General features: G+C 72.6%; 12 protein-coding genes, 1 tRNA gene and 1 pseudogene. 4 read left to right on the forward strand and 10 right to left on the reverse strand.

From position 1 onward, the window contains the following. Position 1: 1 nt before the first annotated feature. Entirely contained in the window at positions 2–757 is a 756-nt protein-coding gene (locus NP048_RS05320) for an SOS response-associated peptidase (RefSeq protein WP_227578442.1), read from the reverse strand. 95 nt (positions 758–852) lie between these two features. On the opposite strand from NP048_RS05320, the gene NP048_RS05325 reads away from it, so the two are divergent. Beyond that, positions 853–2088: a multidrug effflux MFS transporter gene (locus tag NP048_RS05325; protein ID WP_227578443.1), complete on the forward strand. Its 1236-nt coding sequence runs from the start codon at positions 853–855 to the stop codon at positions 2086–2088. A gap of 92 nt (positions 2089–2180) precedes the next feature. Here NP048_RS05325 and NP048_RS05330 read toward each other — a convergent pair whose 3' ends face one another. The 5 genes from NP048_RS05330 to NP048_RS05350 all read right to left on the reverse strand — a co-directional run bounded on the left by NP048_RS05330 (position 2181) and on the right by NP048_RS05350 (position 8677). Next, positions 2181–3389 (reverse strand): pyridoxal phosphate-dependent aminotransferase, encoded by a 1209-nt coding sequence (locus tag NP048_RS05330; RefSeq protein ID WP_227578444.1) that lies wholly within the window; start codon positions 3387–3389, stop codon positions 2181–2183. Positions 3390–3427: 38 nt separating this feature from the next. Then, entirely contained in the window at positions 3428–3553 is a 126-nt protein-coding gene (locus NP048_RS05335; protein WP_227578445.1) for a molybdopterin oxidoreductase, read from the reverse strand. A 125-nt stretch (positions 3554–3678) separates the two neighbouring features. Continuing rightward, positions 3679–4257: a hypothetical protein gene (locus tag NP048_RS05340; protein ID WP_227578446.1), complete on the reverse strand. Its 579-nt coding sequence runs from the start codon at positions 4255–4257 to the stop codon at positions 3679–3681. A 223-nt stretch (positions 4258–4480) separates the two neighbouring features. After that, entirely contained in the window at positions 4481–7246 is a 2766-nt protein-coding gene (gene adhE / locus NP048_RS05345; protein WP_227578447.1) for a bifunctional acetaldehyde-CoA/alcohol dehydrogenase, read from the reverse strand. Positions 7247–7444: 198 nt separating this feature from the next. Further along, positions 7445–8677, reverse strand: coding sequence for an SMI1/KNR4 family protein (locus tag NP048_RS05350; RefSeq protein ID WP_227578448.1), 1233 nt, complete (start codon positions 8675–8677; stop codon positions 7445–7447). A gap of 408 nt (positions 8678–9085) precedes the next feature. On the opposite strand from NP048_RS05350, the gene NP048_RS05355 reads away from it, so the two are divergent. From NP048_RS05355 to NP048_RS05365, 3 genes are all read left to right on the forward strand, one after another. Further along, positions 9086–15736: a PA14 domain-containing protein gene (locus tag NP048_RS05355; RefSeq protein WP_227578449.1), complete on the forward strand. Its 6651-nt coding sequence runs from the start codon at positions 9086–9088 to the stop codon at positions 15734–15736. Further along, a complete protein-coding gene (locus NP048_RS05360; RefSeq protein ID WP_227578450.1) occupies positions 15733–16170 on the forward strand; it encodes a hypothetical protein in 438 nt (145 codons plus the stop codon). Before NP048_RS05355 ends, NP048_RS05360 begins: the two co-directional genes overlap by 4 nt. A 157-nt stretch (positions 16171–16327) precedes the next feature. Continuing rightward, positions 16328–16678, forward strand: coding sequence for a hypothetical protein (locus tag NP048_RS05365; protein ID WP_256769450.1), 351 nt, complete (start codon positions 16328–16330; stop codon positions 16676–16678). A gap of 87 nt (positions 16679–16765) precedes the next feature. On the opposite strand, the pseudogene NP048_RS19390 reads toward NP048_RS05365, so the two are convergent. The 4 genes and pseudogenes from NP048_RS19390 to NP048_RS05385 form a co-directional block, all read right to left on the reverse strand. After that, positions 16766–16918 (reverse strand): annotated as a pseudogene (locus tag NP048_RS19390) (transcriptional repressor); the annotation flags it as partial. Positions 16919–17003: 85 nt separating this feature from the next. After that, positions 17004–17076, reverse strand: a tRNA-Arg gene (locus NP048_RS05375). Between the two features lie 63 nt (positions 17077–17139). After that, entirely contained in the window at positions 17140–17793 is a 654-nt protein-coding gene (locus NP048_RS05380; protein ID WP_227578452.1) for a FadR/GntR family transcriptional regulator, read from the reverse strand. Between the two features lie 70 nt (positions 17794–17863). Further along, positions 17864–18553, reverse strand: a complete 690-nt coding sequence (locus NP048_RS05385) for a 4'-phosphopantetheinyl transferase family protein (RefSeq protein ID WP_227578453.1) — start codon at positions 18551–18553, stop codon at positions 17864–17866. Positions 18554–18647 lie beyond the last annotated feature (94 nt).

Consider the following 18647-nt stretch of genomic DNA (forward strand, 5'->3'; position numbering starts at 1 on the left):
GTCAGGCGTGCAGGTCCTCGCCTGTCGGCTCGACGAGGTCGGGGGAGTTGTTGGCAACCGTGTTGACCCGGGTCGAGACCGGCGTCGCGGTCAGCGGAGGGGGTGGGACGTCGAGCAGCCCGCGGGCGTCGTCGGCGCCGAGCGCGGGGTCGAGCCACGCGGACCACGTGTCGGCGGGGAGGATCAGCGGCTGGCGGTCGTGGATCGAGGCCATGGCCCCTGTCGCCGCGCGCGTCACCACGGCCACCGAGACGAGCCACCGGTCCGGGTCGTCGTCGGCCTTCGTCGGGTCGCGCCAGAACTCGTACAGCCCGGCCAGTGCGGCGACGTCACCGTCCGTGGGGTGGATCCAGAAGGGCTGCTTGGGCGTGCGACGGCCGCGCGGCGAGCCGGCGGGGGGCTCCGGTGCGGCCTGCCACTCGTAGTACCCGTCGGCCGGCAGCAGGGCGCGGCGCGACGCGAAGGGCCGGGCGAACGCGGGCTTGTCGGCGACCGTCTCGACCCGCGCGTTGATCATGCGGTTGCCGACCGACGGGTCCTTGGCCCACGACGGCACGAGGCCCCAGCGGGCGAGCCGCAGCTGACGGGTGATCTCGCCCGTCGCGCGGTCCGCGCGCTCGACGACCATCCGCACACCGTCCGTCGGGGCGACGTTCCACGAGGGCGGCAGCAGCCGCACGTCGTCGGCGACGGTCGCCACGGCGAACTCGTCGGCGATCGCCTGGTCCTCCCGGAAGGACGCGTACCTGCCGCACATGCCCGTCAGCCTCCCACCGGGCGCCGACAGGTGCATCGCAACCGTGCGTCGAATCGATTCGTCACCGGACGGGTCGGGTGCGACGATGGGAGACGATGTCCCGCACTGACGCCACTACCGCCACGCCCGCGTACCGCCCCGACGCCAAGCACGTGCTGCTGCTCGGCACCATGTGCGCGCTGCCCGCGATCTCCACCGACATCTACCTGCCGTCCCTGCCGGACGTCGCCCGCGACCTCGGCACGTCCGCTGCAGGCGCGCAGCTGACCATGACGGGCATGCTGATCGGCGGCGCGGTCGGGCAGCTCGTCATCGGGCCGCTCTCCGACCGGCTCGGTCGGCGCCTGCCCGTGCTCGTGGGGGTCGCGCTGCACGTCGTGGTCTCGCTGCTGTGCGCGATCCAGACGGCGATCGTGCCGCTGATCGCGCTGCGCGTCGCGCAGGGGTTCTTCAACGCGTCGGCCACGGTCGTCGCGATGGCCCTGATCCGCGACCGGTTCGTCGGATCCGACGCGTCGCGGCTGCTGTCGCGACTCATGCTCGTCATCGGGGTCGCACCGTTGTTCGCGCCGTCGCTCGGCGGTGTCATCGCCGGCCAGTGGGGCTGGCGCGCCGTGTTCGTGGCGTTGGCGCTCTTCGGCGTCGCGCTGTGGGTGGTCGTCCTGCTGAAGATGCCCGAGACGCACCCGGTCGAGCGGCGCCGCACGGGGGGCGTGCGGACGGCCCTGTCGGGCTACGCCCGCCTGCTGCGCGACCGGCACTTCGTCGCGCTCGCGATGCTGCCGGGCCTCGCGATGGCCGTGCTCATGACGTACGTCGTGGCCTCGCCGTTCGTGCTGCAGGAGGGGTACGGGCTGACGAGCCAGCAGTTCGCGCTGCTGTTCGCCGTCAACGGGATCGGCCTGGTGCTGGGGGCGCAGGTCAACGCCTACCTCGTGCGCCGCGTCGCGCCGATCCGCATCCTGCGCGTGGCGATCGTCCTGAGCGTGCTGCTCACGGGGGCGCTGCTCGTCGTCGCCCTGACGGGGGCCGGTGGCCTGTGGGGGATCGTCGTCGTGCTGTGGCTGGTGCTGGCGCTGGTGAACCTCGCGCCCCCGAACGCGTCGGCCATCGCCCTGGGGAGGCACGGCGCGATCGCCGGGACGGCGGCGGCGTTCATCGGGGGCCTGCAGGCGGGGACGGGCGGCCTGGTGGCGAACCTGTCCGGGGTGTTCGGCGGGGACGCCGTCGCCATGGCGGCCGTGATGCTGGGCGCCTCGCTCATGGCCCTGGTGGTGCTGGCCGTGGCGACGCCGGCGTTCCGACGCGGTGGGGCCTGGCAGCTCCAGTGAGGGTCGCCGCGCGGGCCGGCGGGCGTCACCGGTACGACGTGCTCGCCGTGACCGGTGCGCGGCTCGCGGGCCTCCCGGGCCTGGCGCTCGTGTCAGGCGAACGCGCGCCGCAGCCGCGTGACGGCGTCCTCGAGGACGTCCTGGCGCTTGACGAACGTGAAGCGCACCCAGGTGCGCAGCGCGTCGTGCGTGGGGGATCCCTCGCGGGTGAACGCGCTCACCGGGACCCCGACGACGCCCGCCCGTGCCGGCAGCTCGCGGCAGAGCTCCACGCCGTCGTGCGCACCCAGCGGTGCCGCGTCGGCCAGGACGAAGTACGTGCCGTCGGTGCGGGCGACCTCGAAGCCGGCGTCGCGCAGGCCCGCTGACAGCAGGTCGCGCCGCTCGGTGAGCGACACCACCAGGCCGTCGACCCAGGCCGCGACCCCGGGGTCCGTCAGCGCGTGCGCCACGGCCGGCTGGAACGGTGCCCCCGACACGTACGTGAGGAACTGCTTCACCGTCCGCACGGCCGCGACCAGCTCCTGCGGGCCGGTGACCCACCCGATCTTCCAGCCCGTGAAGGAGAACGTCTTGCCGCTCGACGAGATCGTCAGCGTGCGCCCCGCCATGCCCGGCAGCGTCGCGACGGGCACGTGCTCGACGCCGAACACCAGGTGCTCGTAGACCTCGTCGGTGACCACGAGCAGGTCGTGCGCGCGAGCCACGCGCGCGACCGCCTCGAGCTCGTCCCGGCGCAGCACCGCGCCGGTCGGGTTGTGCGGCGAGTTCAGCAGCAGCATGCGGGTGCGTGGCGTCACCGCGGCCTCGAGCGCGGCGACGTCCAGCCGGAAGCCGTCCGCGGTCGGTCGCAGGGGGGCGGTGGTGTGCGTCGCGCCCGCCATCGCGACGACGGCGGCGTACGAGTCGTAGTACGGCTCGAGCGTGAGGACCTCGTCGCCCGGGCCCGTGAGCGCGAGCACCGCCGCGGCGAGCGCCTCCGTCGCACCGGTCGTCACGAGGACCTGGGTGTCGGGGTCCACGTCGAGCCCGTAGCGCGTGCGCTGGTGAGCGGCGATCGCGGCCCGCAGCGGTGCGGTACCGGGCCCAGGCGGGTACTGGTTGGCGCCCGCGAGGATCGCGTCGACGGCCGCGCGCGCCACCGACGCCGGGCCGTCGACGTCGGGGAAGCCCTGTCCCAGGTTGAGGGCGCCCGTGCGGGTCGCCAGCGCCGACATCTCGGCGAAGATCGTGGGGCGCGCCGTCCCGTCGGCGTCCAGGAGTCCCGCCGCTGCTGCCACGTGCTGCCACCTGCTGCTCACGTGGCGAGCATAGGGCCGGGCGGCGCGGCCGCCGGGCGTCAGAGCAGGCCGGCTGCGGCGAGCAGGCCGCTGACCACCAGGAGGACGAGCGAGGACCACGCCGCCACGACCCACCACTCGACGCGGTGGCGGCGCACCTCGCGGGTATGCGTGCGGACTGTCATGTCCTCAAGATCGGCAGGTACGGGTCCCCGGACAACGTTCTGCGGCCGGAGTCGCGGATTTCACCCACGAGATGGTCCGCGACGCCTGCCGTGGCGCCCGGACGGGACGCCACGGCGCCCCGGCGTCACTTCGTCGCGGCCTCGAGGTCCTGGCCCAGCGTGGCGAGCTGCGTCCCGAGGTTCTGCAACGCGCCCCCGGCCTCGGCACCGGCCCCGGCAGCGGCGGCGTCGAGCTCGGCCCGCGCGGCGTCGACGTTCGCCCGCGCGTCGGCCAGCGCCTTCGCCGAGGCCTCGGTCCCGTCGGCCTTCGCCTGTGCCACCGCCTGCTCCGCCTCGTCCACGGCGGCCTGCGCGGAGCTCACGGCGGTCTCGGCGTCACCGCGCGCCTGGTCACCGAGCCCGGCGACCTCGGCGCGCGCCGCGTCGACACCCGCGCGGGCCTCGTCGGCGTGCGTCTGCGCGTCGGCGAGCGCCTGCTGGATCTTGTCGCCGGCCGCGGTCAGCTCGTCGGCCGCCCCCTGCGCGGCGCTCGACAGGCCGTCGGCGGCTTCCTGCACGTCGCCGTCGGTGCACGCGGTCAGACCCAGCGCGAGCGCACCCGCCGCGAGCGCGTGGACCGCACGGTGCCCGCGACGGGACGTCACGGCGCCGGACGGCATGGTGCGGGACAGGGGACGACGGGTGGGGGAGCCGAGCGCGGCCACGGGGACCCTCCTTCGGTTCGGGTACCCGGCCGGGGGTGGCCGGGGGCGCCCAGTTTGCCCCGGCATGGTCCCGTGCGCGCGTCGGGGAGCCGTCCTCGCGACGCGCGCACGGGACCCCCGCACACAGCGACGCCCCCGCCCGGCAGAGCCGGGGCGGGGGCGTCGAAGCGCTCGCGGGGGTGCCGCCCGCGTGGGGCGAGGCGGCGGACCGTCGGGGAGGCGGTCAGGCCCCCGCTCGCTCGCGGCGGTTACGGACGTCCTCCAGCGACGTGCCGTAGTAGGCCGCAGTCATGATGTCCTTCATGTCGCCGATCATCGGCATGCGCGGGTTCGCCGGTGCGCACTGGTCCTCGTAGGCGCCCATCGCGACCTCGTCGAGGCGGCTGATGAACTCGTGCTCGTCGACGCCCTGCGCCGCGAAGGACTGCGGGATGCCGACCTTCGCACGCAGCGCCTCGACGGCCAGCGCGTAGGACTCGACGCCCTCCTCGGGGGTCGACGCCGGCAGGCCGAGCATGGCGGCGATCTGCTGGAACCGCTCCGGGGCCACGTAGGACTCGTACTTCGGCCAGCTGGTGAGCTTGGTCGGGACGGTGCCGTTGTAGCGGATGACGTGCGGCAGCAGCGTGGCGTTCGTGCGCCCGTGCACCAGGTGGTACGTCGAGCCGATCACGTGCGCCATGGCGTGCACGATCCCGAGGAACGCGTTGCCGAACGCCATGCCGGCGATCGTGCCCGCGTTGTGCATCTTCTCCCGTGCGTCCTGCGTGACCGGGTCGGCCGGGTCGCCGTTCACCGACTGCGCGAGGTTGTCGAAGATGAGGCGGATCGCCTGCAGCGCCATGCCGTCGGTGAAGTCGTTCGCGTAGACCGCGACGAACGCCTCGGTCGCGTGCGTCAGGGCGTCGAACCCGGAGTCCGCCGCCAGCGAGCGCGGCATCTTGTGCGTCAGCACCGGGTCGATGATCGCGACGGTGGGCGTCAGCGCGTAGTCGGCCAGCGGGTACTTCTTGCCCGACTCGGGGTCGGAGATGACCGCGAACGGGGTGACCTCCGCGCCGGTGCCCGACGTGGTCGGGATGCAGACGAGCTTGGCCAGGTCGCCCAGCACGGGGAACTTGAACGCGCGCTTGCGGACGTCGAAGAACTTCTGCTTGAGGTCCGAGAACACGATCTCGGGGTGCTCGTAGAGCAGCCACATGACCTTCGCGGCGTCCATGGGCGAGCCGCCACCCAGGGCGATGATCGTGTCGGGGCGGAAGTGCCGCATGTTCGCGGCGCCCTTCTGCACCGTGCGCACGGACGGCTCCGGCTCGACCTCGTCGATGATCTGCACGGCGACGTTGTTGGAGCGCCGGCGCAGGACGTCGAGGACCTTGTCGACGAACCCGAGGTTCGTCATGGTCGTGTCGGTGACGATCGTGACGCGCTCGATGTCCGCCATGTCCGCGAGGTAGCGGATCGCGTTGGGCTCGAAGTACGTCTTGGCGGGGACCTTGAACCACTGCAAGTTGTTGTTCCTCCGGCCCACGCGCTTGACGTTGATCAGGTTGACCGCCGACACGTTGTTCGACACCGAGTTGTGGCCGTAGGAGCCGCAGCCGAGCGTCAGCGACGGGATGAAGGCGTTGTAGATGTCACCGATGCCGCCGAGCGACGACGGTGCGTTGCAGATGACGCGGATCGCCTTGACGCGCTTGCCGAACTCGACCGTGAGGGCGTCGTCCTGCGTGTGGATCGCGGCGGAGTGACCCAGGCCGTCGAACTCGACCATCTGCTCGGCGAGCGCGATGCCCTCCTCGGTGGAGGACGCGCGCAGCACCGCCAGGACGGGGCACAGCTTCTCGCGGGTCAGGGGCTCGGCGGGGCCGACCTCGGAGACCTCGGCCAGGATGATCGAGGTGTCGCCCGGGACCGTGAAGCCGGCCTGCTCGGCGATCCACACCGGGGACTTGCCGACGACGGCGGGGTTGAGCTTCGCGCCGCCGCAGTTCTCGCCGCCGGCCTCGACGCCGAAGATGAACTGCTCGAGCTTGGCCTTCTCCGCCGGGGTGACGCGGTAGGCGTGCAGGCGGGAGAACTCGGCCATCGCGGCGTCGTAGATCTCCTCGTCGAGGATCGCGGCCTGCTCCGAGGCGCAGATGACGCCGTTGTCGAAGGCCTTGCTCAGGACGATGTCGTTGATCGCCCGGGCGAGCTTCGCGCTCTTCTCCACGTACGCCGGGACGTTGCCGGCGCCGACGCCGAGGGCGGGCTTGCCGCACGAGTACGCGGCCTTCACCATCGCGTTGCCGCCGGTGGCGAGGATCGTCGCGACACCCGGGTGGTTCATGAGGGCGCCGGTCGCGGCGAGCGACGGGACCTCGACCCACTGGATGCAGTGCTCGGGGGCACCCGCGGCCACGGCCGCGTCGCGCACGATCCGGGCGGCGGCCACCGAGGAGCGCTGGGCGTTCGGGTGGAACGCGAAGATGATCGGGTTGCGGGTCTTCAGCGAGATCAGCGACTTGAAGATGGCGGTCGAGGTCGGGTTGGTCACCGGGGTGATGCCGGCGATGACCCCGACGGGCTCGGCGATCTCCGTGATCCCGTTGAGCTCGTCGACGTTGATGACGCCGACCGTCTTGAGGTTCGCCATCGAGTTGGTGACGTGCTCGCACGCGAAGATGTTCTTCACGGCCTTGTCCTCGAAGACGCCGCGCCCGGTCTCCTCGACCGCGAGCTTGGCGAGCTGGCCGTGCTGGTCGAGCGCGGCGACGGCGCCCTTCTTGACGAAGCGGTCGACGTCCTCCTGGGTCATCGACTCGAACTCGGCGAGCGCCTTGGTGGCCTTCGCGACGAGCTCGTCGATGGCCTGCGCGACCACGTCGACCTCGGTGACGCCGAGGGCCGCGCCTGCGGGCTGCGCTGGGGCGGTGACCGAGGGTGCCTCGGCCGGCGCGTCGGCGAGGACCTTCGCGCGAGTGCTCTTCTTGGTGGTCTCGGACACCTTCGACTCCCCGGATAGTGGTGAGAGGGGGACGGACGCTGGAGGTCCGTCGCTGGTATCGACGGTAGGTTGGGGGGGTCCCAGAAAGATGGGATGAAAGTCCCCGCGGTGTGAGCAGGGTCTCGCTGCGAGGCTCGGTGGACGGGTGCGACGGGACCTGGGTCCCGCCGGGTGCACCCGGTCGCGACCGGCGGGGGCCTAGGCCAGGCCCGTCCCGGCGGCCGCGTCGCGCCGGGCGAGGATCTGCACCCACGCCTCGGCGGACGCGTGCATCGGCCCGCCTCCCGCCGCGATCTGCTCGAGGCGGTGGCGCCCTGCTTCCGCGCCCAGGACCGCGAGCGCGTAGGCCGCGAGGAACTCGGTCAGGGGCTCGCCGTCGAGGTGCGGCTGGAGCACGTCGACGTGCCCGGCGTCGCCGTGGAGCGCGAGCACCTGGATCGCGGCGTTCACCTCGTCCCGTGTCGCGATCGGTGCGCCGGGACGCAGCCGCTCGACCGCGAGCGACGTGCCGCGCGGGTCGCCCAGCGCCGCGAGCTGCGTGACGCAGCCCCAGTCCGCCAGCGCGTCCCGCGCGCGGTCGCTGCCCGCGAGCAGGAGGGCCTGCGGGGCTCCCTGCGGCCGTACCCGGACGAGCGCGTCGACGGCCTCGTCGGTCCCGATGCGACCGAGCGCGTGCACGGCGTGGGCGGCCCAGCCGGCCCGGTCGGCGAGCAGCCCGGCCAGGACGTCCACGGCGTCGGGGGCCGTCACGCGCGCGAGCCGTCGCACCGCCCGGTGCTCACCCCGCTTCGCGCGCTCGATCACCGCGAGCGTCTCGGCGACGGTCGTGACCGGCTCGCGGATCTCCACCTCGTGCGCGAGGAACGAGCGGAACGACACGAAGACCTGCGACGTCTCCTTGGCGATGTGCCAGACCTGCCACTCCTGCTCGCCGTCGACCGGCACGAGGCACGTCGTGCCGGGCCGGTGGTCGACGGCGATGACCAGACCCGACGCGAACGGGGTCCACGGCCACGCGTCCTGGCCGTCGACGACCACGGGGTCCGGCTCGTCGTCGTCCTGCGCGCACAGCGACGCCATGAACGGGTCGACGTCCCGCAGCCACCTCAGGTCGGCGACGGGCAGGAGCACGACACCGACCACGTCGGACTCGGCGGGCGGCTGCTCGGGCCCGCCGTGCGGGTAGACCAGGTGGACACCGTTCAGGTCGGCGTACGCGCCGTCGCTGAGCAGCAGGAACTCGCGGTACGACGGCGGCAGTCGCCGCCCGATCCTGCGCTCGGTGGCCGCGACCTGGTCCTCGGTCGCGGGCGGACGCAGCACCGAGCCGGTGTCGCGCACCGCACGCGTCGGCCTGTCGCCGGGTCCGACGTCGGCCAGCAGGAGCTCGTTCCAGCGGGCGGCGAGATCGCGCACCGTCGAGATCGTCACCGGTGCATGGTCCCGTCGCCGCCGAGCCGTCGGCGACCGCTGACCGGGCGAACCGTGCGTTGTGGGGATGCCGCCTCTGCCGTTCGGTGCGGTCGATCGAGGTACCGCGTCGACGCGTCGAGCACCGGCGTCTCCGCGTGGGTGGCGGTACGGGGATGGGCCGCGCGATCGCGCGACGGTTCCTCGCGCACGGGGCGAACTGGCGCGGCGGGAAGGGTCGAACCTCGTCCCGTTCGCACGATCGGGTGATAAAGCCGCGTAACGGAAACGTGGGCACGAAACACCCACGGGAGTCCTCCGCGTGTCGCTACGTTCCCCCCAGCCGTCGTTGACGACGGCCCCGGGCAAGCGGCTCACCGGCCGCCCCGGCGAGACGGGCGCGCGGTCGCGTCCGTGCAAGGGGGCGTCGTGAACGTGCTCGTCCGTGGTGTCCGCTGCGCGCGCGCAGCACTCGTCGCATCGGCTGTCGCGGTCAGCCTCGTCGTCGTCGGCACCGTGCCCGCGCACGCCGAGCAGTCCCGCGCAGGGGCGTCGACGGCTCCGCGCACCGCGGAGCCCGTTGAGCTCCCCCCGCTGGACTCGGCGGCGCCCGAGGTGGTGTCCGCCCCGGTCGAGGTGGGGGAGCAGGTCCCGCCGGTGCCGGCGCCGCGGGCGTCCCGCCTCGACGAGGGCGAGGTCGACGTCGAGGGGTTCGACCAGGACGCGTCGATCGTTGTCGAGGAGACCGAGGACCGAACCGTCTACGCGAACCCCGACGGGACCTTCACGACCGAGCTGACCCCGGAGCCGTCGAAGGTCGAGCGGGCGGACGGCGCCTGGGTCGAGGTCGACACCACGGTCACCGCCGACGGTGCCGGCGGGCGTGCGCGGAACCACCCGCTCTCGCCCCGGTTCGCCGCGAAGGGCGGCTCCGACGAGCTGCTGCAGCTATCGCGCGGCGACGTCGACGTGAGCATCACCCTGCTCGGCGCGCGCAACAAGCCCCTCAAGCGCAAGGGCGCCACGGCACGGTACGAGGACGTGCTGCCGGGCGCCGACCTCGAGTACGAGGTGACTCCCGGCTCCGTCAAGGAGTCCGTCGTGCTGCACGAGCCGCCCACCTCGGAGCCCGTCTACCGCTGGCGGATCAGCGGTGACGGATTCGACCTCCGGGAGGGGCGGTCCGGCTCGTTCGAGCTGGTCGACGATGCCGGTGATGTCGCGATGTCCATCCCGCCCGCGCTGGTCGTCGACTCCTCTGGTCGGGAGGGCCGCTCGGAGGACGCGATGGTCAACGCGCCGATGACGGTGGCGAAGGACCGCAAGGGCTGGGTGCTCACCGTCCGGCCCGACCTCGAGTGGCTCACCGACCCCGACCGCGTGTACCCGGTGTCCGTCGACCCGACCGTCGGCCTCGGTCAGGTCAACGTGTGGTCCTACCGCTCGGACGGCGTGGTCACGACGGACGGCAAGCTGCGGGTCGGCAACTCCCGTGCTGACAACCGCGCGACGCACTGGCGCACCGTCTTCCACTACGACTACGAGCAGTTCTTCGGCAAGCAGGTCCTTGACGCGTACATGCACGTCGTCGTCGAGAGCGGCACCGCCAACGGCCACATCGCCCAGACGGGGTGGGCGAACTGCTTCGGGTACCACTGCCAGGGCAACGCGCACGCCCAGACGATCATCGGCGGCGACGGCATCTACGACAGCGACGCGCTCTCGTCGGCCTACGCGGGCTGGGTGAACGGGGGGACCGCGGGAGCGTACGTCTACGTCTCCGGTGACGAGCAGCCCAGCGTCTACACGTACAAGAACATGCGCAGCGCGCTCTACATCACCACGGTCGACTTCCCCTCCGCGACGCAGTCCGCGCCGGCCAACGGCGCACGCGTCTCCGCGACGCCCACGCTCTCGGCCTCGTTCGCCGATCCCGCCGGATCGGGCGGGATCGCGCGCTACTTCCGCATCGGGACGACGTCGAACCCGGACGCGAGCCCCGTCTACAACAGCGGCTGGATCTCCCAGGACTCCGTCGTCGTGCCGGCGGGTGTCCTCGAGGAGGGCAGGACCTACTACTGGAAGGCGTTCGTCTACAACGCCTACAACGGTCTGTTCGGGGTCTCGAGCCAGCGGGCGTCTGGCGTGAGGTCGTTCACGACGAACACCGTGCCGAAGGTCGACCGGACCGCCGTGACCTTCGACGGCGCGCGACCACCTGCCTCCGGGACGCAGACGATCGTCACGACGTCACCGACGATCTCCTGGCCTGCCGTCGCGCCGGACGCGGACGGCGCGATCCAGTACCAGGTGCGGATCGCGTCGGGCTCCGACGCTCGCACCGGGACGGTCCTTACGTCGGGGTGGCAGTCGGGGACCACGTACCAGGTCCCCGAAGGGAGCCTGCGTGACGGCGGCGTCTACGGGTGGACCGTCGAGACCCGGGACCCGATCGGGTCGGGTCGTGACGTGTGGACCGCGTCGTTCAAGGTCGACCGTCGGCTGGCCGAGTCCGGGCCGGCGCCCGTCGAGCAGGTCGGGCCGGTGACGGTCAACCTTGCCAACGGCAACGTCGGTCTGAGGTTCTCCTCGCCGACGGTCGAGACCGTCGGCGGGCCGATGGGCCTGACCTTCTCGTACAACTCGCAGGCGGCGCGTACCAAGGGTCTGCTCGGGCGCTACTACGCGACGACGACGGCCGCGAAGGCCTTCGCGTTCACCGGCGAACCTGTGATGACACGCACCGACCCGCAGGTGAGCTTCGCATGGGAGCTCGGGTCTCCTGCGCCTGCCGTTCCGGTCGACAGGTTCGCCGCGCGGTGGACCGGCTTCTTCACCCCGCCCACGGCGGGGAGCTGGACGTTCGGCGTCGTGCAGGACGACGGGGCGAGGGTCGCTGTCGGCGGCACGACCGTGCTCGACCGTTGGTCCGACCAGGCAGGCGGGGTCAACTGGGGGACCGCGGCGACGGTCAATGGCCCGACCTCGATCCGCGTCGACTACTACGAGGAGTCGGGCGGCGCGACGTTCCAGCTCTGGGCCAAGGGGCCTGGCTACCCCAACGGGATCATCGTCCCCGCTGCGTGGCTGTCGCCGACCTTCGAGACCCTCCCGGCGGGGTGGGTCGCGTCCGCGGCGCTCGCGGGCGACGACCCGCAGTACGTCAGCGCCGTCGTCGAGACGAACGCGGTCGTCCTCACCGACGTCACGGGCACCGCGCACACGTACACGAGGAAGTCGGCCGGCGGGTACGAGGCGCCCGCCGGTGAGTACGGCGTCATGGGACTGTCCGCGACCGGGCAGGTGAACCTCACGGACGAGGACGGCACCGTCTACGTCTTCGGAGCCAACGGGCGCCTGGAGGCGGCCACGCCGCCGCAGGACGCGAAGACACCGGCCGCACCGCAGGTGACCTGGCGGGGCGGCACGGGGCAGCTCGACGCCGTGACCGACCGGGCGTCGGGCAAGAAGGTGCGCTTCTTCTACGGTGGCGACACGGCCCCCGAGGGCAGCGGGAAGGCCTGCCCGATCGAGTCCGGTTTCGCCGCCCCCGCGGCCGGCATGGTGTGCCGCATCGTCTACCCGCCGGCGTCCGGCGCCGGCGTGGGGGAGTCGACCCGCCTGCACTACGACACTGCCGGCCGGCTCGTGCGCATCGTCGACCCGGGCGACGAGGTGACGGACTTTGGGTACGCCTCGTCCGGCGAGCTTGTCGGGCTGCGCACGCCCGCGCTCAACGACTGGATCGCCGTCGACCCGACAGCGCGCCGGACCGACGCGGCCCTCGTCAGCATCGCGTACGACGTCACCGGGCCGTCGACGAGGGCGCCGAAGGCGACGGACGTGACCCTGCCCGCAGCCGACGGTGACGCTGCCACGACACGTCTGAGCACGTCGTTCGTCTACGCGGACGCCACGACCACGAAGGTCCGGCGGACCGGTGTGCCGGGCGACGCCCGCACGGTCACGTTCGACGCGGCGTGGCGGCAGGTGTCAGACACCTCGGCCCTGGGGCTGCGGGCCACGCAGGCCTGGCACGAGTCGAAGGACCTCGTGCTGTCCCAGACCGACACGGCGGGCCGGACATCGACGACGCTCTACGACGCGCGGGACCGCGCGACCGACGCGTACGGCCCCGCGCCGACGTCCTGCTTCGGCGCGGACCGGCGCCCGACCGCGGCGTGCGCCTCGACGGTGCCGCACACGTCGACCGCGTTCGACGAGGCGATGTCGGGGCTCAACGTCGCGTACTACTCGGGCGCGAACCTCGCCGGGTCACCCAAGGCGTTCGCGCTGGGGCTCGGGACCGGTGGCCTCCAGAAGGACTGGGGCACCGCGATGCCGGACCCGGCGATCACCGCCGCGCCTTGGGGTGCGCGGATGACCGGCGTCCTCACGTTCCCGCAGGCAGGGACCTACACGCTCACCGCGGTCGCGGACGACAACGTCAAGGTGTGGATCGACGACATGGTGGCGGTCTCGCCGCCGGACCTCGCGACCGTGAGCGCATCCGTCGTCCGCGCGGCTGCCGGCCCGGCGCGCATTCGGGTGGACTACCGGAACAGCGGCGGTGGTCGCGGCGCGCTCACGTTGTCCTGGTCCGGGCCGGGGGTCACGGCCGGCCGCATCCCGGACTCGGCGCTCGCGCCGGACTACGGGCTGGTGACGAGCTCGACGGTGGACGACGCGGTGCCGCCCGCGGTCCCCCCGGGTACTCCGGGCGTGACGGCCGACCAGGTGCCGCGGCAGGTGACGCGGACCGGATACGGGTCGAGCCCGTGGCTCGGGCGGCCGCTCACCACGACGGAGGACCCGGGCGGCCTGGCCCTGACGACGACCACGGCGTACGAGTCGGGCGGGTTCGGGCGGCGGACGGGGCGCTGGCTGCCCGCCGCGAGCGCCGCGGGCACGCTGACCGCGGAGCGAGGGACGACGTACGCCTACTACGGCGCCTCGGACACCCAGCCCGACGTGTGTGCAGCCCCGGCCGGTGCGAAGCCAGCAGGGCTGCTGCGCACGACGACGGAACCCGCGCCCGCGTCCGGTGACGCGGTCGTGACGACCACCGTCTACGACCACCTCGGACGCAGCATCGGCACGAAGGTCTCCGGCTCCTCGGGGTGGACCTGCACGACGTACGACGGCCGCGGGCGTCCCGCGAAGGTGGCGTACCCAGCGGAAGGCGCGACGGCTGCGCGCACGGTGACGACCTCGTACGCGGTCGGGGGCGACCCGCTGGTGTCGTCGACGACCGACTCTGCCGCACCCGGGTCGGGCACGACGACGACGAAGGTCGACCTCCTCGGGCGGGTCGTGCAGTACACGGACGTGTGGGGCGTGGTGACGACGACGTCGTACGACGCCGCCGGGCGGCCGGCCGCGTCGCGCACGACCGTCGGCTCGACCGCGTACGACAGCAGCGTCGAGTACGACGCGGACGGGCGCGCCGTGCGGCTGCTCGACGGCGGCAAGGTCGTCGCGGTCCCGGAGTACGGGGCCGGTGGGGACCTGGTGGGTGTGACGTACCCCGCGGGCGAGGGGACGGCGGGGAACGGGACGAGCGTGCGGGTCGGGCGTGACCATGCCGGTGCGCTGGCCGAGCTCGTGTGGTCGTTCGTCGGGTCGCCCGCCGTGTCGGACCGGGTCGTGCGCTCGCAGTCGGGTCGGGTGCTCACCGCGACGGTGAGCGACGGGGCGAACGCTGGGTCGTCGTCGTACTGGTACGACGGCGCCGGGCGCCTGGTGCGCGCGGTCATCCCACGGCATGAGCTGACGTACTCGTTCGCCGACACCGGTGGGTGCGGCGCGAACACGAGAGCGGGGGCGAACGGGAACCGGGTGTCGTCGAGGGACGTGCTCGACGGGGCCGCGGTGACGACGACCACCTCGTGCTTCGACCACGCGGACCGGTTGACGTCGACGACCGTGACGGACCCGCCGACCGGTGCCTCACCGGTGTCGCGGACCGTCGGGGGCGCCTCGATCAACTACGACGCCGGGGGAAACACCACCGCGCTGGCGGGGCAGACGTTCGGCTACGACCAGGCCGACCGTCACGTGTCGAGCGTGGACGGCTCGGGGGCGAAGGTGACGTACGGGCGCGACGCATCGGACCGGATCGTGCAGCGCACCCAGGTGGTCGGCGGTGAGACGTCCGTCGTCCGCTACGGGTTCTCCGGTTCCGGGGACACCCCGGATCTCGTGATGGACGGTGCCGGTGCGGTGGTGGCGCGGGTGCTGGCGCTGCCCGGGGGTGTGACGGTCAACCTGCCGGTGTCGGGTGCGGCGGTGTGGTCGTACCCGAACATCCACGGCGACGTCATCGCGACCGCCGACAGCGCGGGCGCCCGGACCGGTGCGCTGGTCTGGTACGACCCGTTCGGTCAACCGATCGACCCGGCCACCGGATTGATCGGGACAGGTGTGGCCGACGACGCGGTGCCCGACAACCTGCCGGGGGACGCGGACAACGCCTGGGTGGGGCAGCACCAAAAGCTGTACGAGCACGCGGGTGACCTCGCGGCGATCGAGATGGGTGCGCGGGTGTACCTGCCGGCGCTCGGGAGGTTCCTGTCTATCGACCCGGTCGAGGGTGGGGTCGACAACGCATACGTCTACCCGACGGATCCGATCAACGCCTTCGACCTCGACGGCACGTTCCAGCTACGCAAATGGCTGAAGGTCGGGGTCGCTGCGCTGGGCGTCGTGGCAATGGGCGCCTGCATCGTCGCGAGTGCGGGCCTCTGCGGGGCAGTGGCGTTGGCTGCGTCTGTCGCCAGCATCGGATCCAACGCGTACGCCTGGAAGAGAGAGGGCATGAGCACCCGCGCCTTCGTCGCAAACACGGCGTTCGACGTTCTCGGTGGCTTCGTGCCAGGTGTCCGGGCGGTGAAGAAGATTCCGGGCGCTCACACCGGGCTCGGAATGGCGGTGCGGCGAGCGACTGGGCGGCACACGAACCTGGCTCGATACAACGTGAGGTTGCGTCACGTATACCGGTACCGTCCGGTACGCAGTACCTTCAGGACCGCTTTCAACGTCTACAGCGGGTACCACTCCGCAACCGGGCGGTGGCGATGAGCGTGTGGCAGCTGGTGGGTTGGGTCCTCGCGACGCCGGGGTTCGTGCTCGTCGCCGGCGTGGCGTTCTTCTACGGTAAGGGCGCGACGGGGTACCAGTGGGGCGCGTGGCGTCTTCCGATCGCCGCTGGTTCGGCGGTGATCGGGTTCACGGGCCTCGTGGCGCTCATCGTGCTGATCCTGTCCGGGCGCGATTTGACGGACGGGTGGATCACCCATCCGCTGACCCTTGCTCTTCTCGGCGTCATCGCGCTGGTGATTGGTGGCGGTGTGATCCGGTTCGGACATTCGTACGGCAACTGGGTGGTCGAGCGAGTATCCGCGCGCGCTCTTCACCACATCGGGCCCTTCCCGTCGGTGCTCTCGAGGGCAGTGTTCCCGGCCGCACTTGTAGTTTCCGGCGTCGTCATGCTGGAGACGGCTCTGGTCCTGTGAAGTTGCCGTTCCCGCGGCCCGTTCGTCGGGAGAGCACATGTCTTCGATTACGGGTTGAAGGCTCTTCGGCAGGGACCTGTCGATCAGGTTCCAGCGGTCTCGCACGAAACCCGTGCGGAGGCGCTGCGGAGGTGGACCGCGGACACGCCCCGCCGGGGTGGGTGAGCGGCGCGCGGTGCTGGCCGGGACGCTGGAGGCCGGGGCGCGGGACGTCGTCGACCGCGGCGGGCGGTTGACGATCGGCTGGGAGCAGGCGACACCCACGTGGCGCACCGCCCGGCTCAGCCTGCGCAAGGGCGACGCGGAGGTCGTGGTCTTCGAGGACGCCGGCGAGCTGGTCTGCATCCCGCATCCCGCCGCACGACTCGCACCCGCGCCCACTGGGGTACGTCGACGCCCGCCGGACGGCGGCCGTCCTCCACCGGGTGCTGGGGCACCGGCCGTGATCCACGGTGGCCGGCTCAGGGTGGTAGCCATCGTCTCGGCCGAGTCCGCTCGGAGGGCTTAGCCGTGCGCAGTCCTCGCAGGTGCCGAGGAGGTCGAGGGAGTGCTCGAGGTCGGTGAACCGGTGCTCGGTGGCGAGGGCGGCGACGAGCTGCTCGGGCTCGGGGGTGGCGACCTCGACGGTGCGTCCGCAGGAGCGGCACACGAGGTGGTGGTGGTGGTGCTCGCTGCGGGGCTCGCAGCGCACATAGGTGTGCTCGCCGGTGGGCTGGAGCTGGACCTCGAGGTCGCCCTGCTCGGCCATCGCATCGAGAGGACCCACGGACGACGAAACGCCCGGACCCACGTGTCGTGGGTCCGGGCGTTCTCGATGCCCTGAGGCATCCACGTGCGCCCGAAAGGATTCGAACCTTCGACCTTCTGCTCCGGAGGCAGACGCTCTATCCGCTGAGCTACGGGCGCGCGGCGATCCCCGAGACTACCAGCCCTCCCGGGCCCTCTCCGCCCGGTTTCCGGGAGCGCGGCTCACGCGTCCTCGAGCAGGCCCGACAGGTAGTCGCTCGTCTCGGACGCGGCGCGGTCCGGGTCGCCCGCGACGATGGCCTCGACGAGCGAGTCGTGCGAGTCGTGCGCGTGCGCGTCGGTGACGAAGTTGAAGCGGATGTTGTCCCCGATGGCCTCGATGAGGTTGTCGTACAGGGACCGGAGCACGGGGTTCGCCGAGGTGCGGACGATCGTCCGGTGCAGCTCGAGGTCCGTCGCGACCATCTCGTCGAGGTTGCCGCCCGCGTAGGCGCGGGCGCGTGCGTCACGCTTGGCGAGCAGGTCGGAGGCGTCGGTCGCGGTGCGACGGCGCGCTGCCAGCCGGGCCGCCTCCATCTCCAGGGCCCGGCGCACGGACACGACGTCGCGCTGCCGTGCGTCGGCGATCTGCCGGCTCATGGTGACGGCGAGCTCGGAGGACGACAGCACGTACGTGCCCGACCCCTGGCGGCGCACCAGGAGCCCCGCGTGGACCAACGACTGGACGGCCTCGCGCACGGTGTTGCGTCCGACGCCCAGCAGCTCGACCAGGGCAGGCTCGGGCGGGATGCGTGACCCGACGGGCCACTCCCCGGAGCTGATGCGCGACCGCAGCGACTCGACGGCGCTGTCGATCAGTCCGGTGCGTCGCGCCATGGGCGGTGGCCTCCTCGTCGTCGTCGGGTGGGCGGGCCGACGACGGACGGCCGCGGTTCCCCGGCCCGAGTCAACACGTCCGACGACCGGACGACCAGTCCTCGTCCGCTCCCGCTCCGGCGTGTCGCCCGGGTGGGTGCGCCAGCGTGACTGCTGTGACCACCAGGCCGCGGCCGGTCGTCCAGCGGCCGTGCAGCGTGTCGACGCCCAGTCCGAGCACCTGAAGGTGCGCGGTGAAGGTGCCGTCCCCGAGGCGCACGCGCACGTCCTCGAACCCGAGCCACGTCCGGACGGCGGGGTACCAGACCTTGTAGACCGACTCCTTGGCGGAGAACAGGACGCGCTCGGGGAAGAGTGCGGGATCGACGTCGGCGAGGTCCGCGCGCTCGTCGTCGGACATCACGAGGTGCGCGACCCCGTCGGGCAGCGGGGCGAGCGGCTCGGCGTCGATGCCCACACCCGTCCAGTCGCGGGCGTGGGCCACGGCGGCCGCGCGGTACCCGTCGCAGTGCGTGAGGGCGCCGACGACCCCGGCGGGCCACACGGGCGAACGGTCGGGCGCGCTGGGCACCGCCGGCCGGCCGGCGCCCAGCTGCTCGAGGGCGTCGCGCGCGCACGCCCGGACCGCGGCGTACTCGGCGCGCCGCGTCGGCACGGCACGTGCGACGGCGGCCGCCTCGTCGCCGATCAGCGGCGCCGGCGCGCAGGGCCCGAAGGACTCGACGGCCACGACACCGGGCGGCAGCAGGTCGGCGAGCACGCCCCCAGTGTGTCGGCTCGGCGGGCACGCGGACGCACGCGGCGTCGGCCGGCGAGGCGCCGACCGCCGGCCGCGGAACGTCCCTTGCGGGCTA

This window comes from Cellulomonas xiejunii (assembly GCF_024508315.1).
In the GTDB taxonomy this organism is placed as follows: Bacteria; Actinomycetota; Actinomycetes; order Actinomycetales; family Cellulomonadaceae; genus Cellulomonas; species Cellulomonas xiejunii.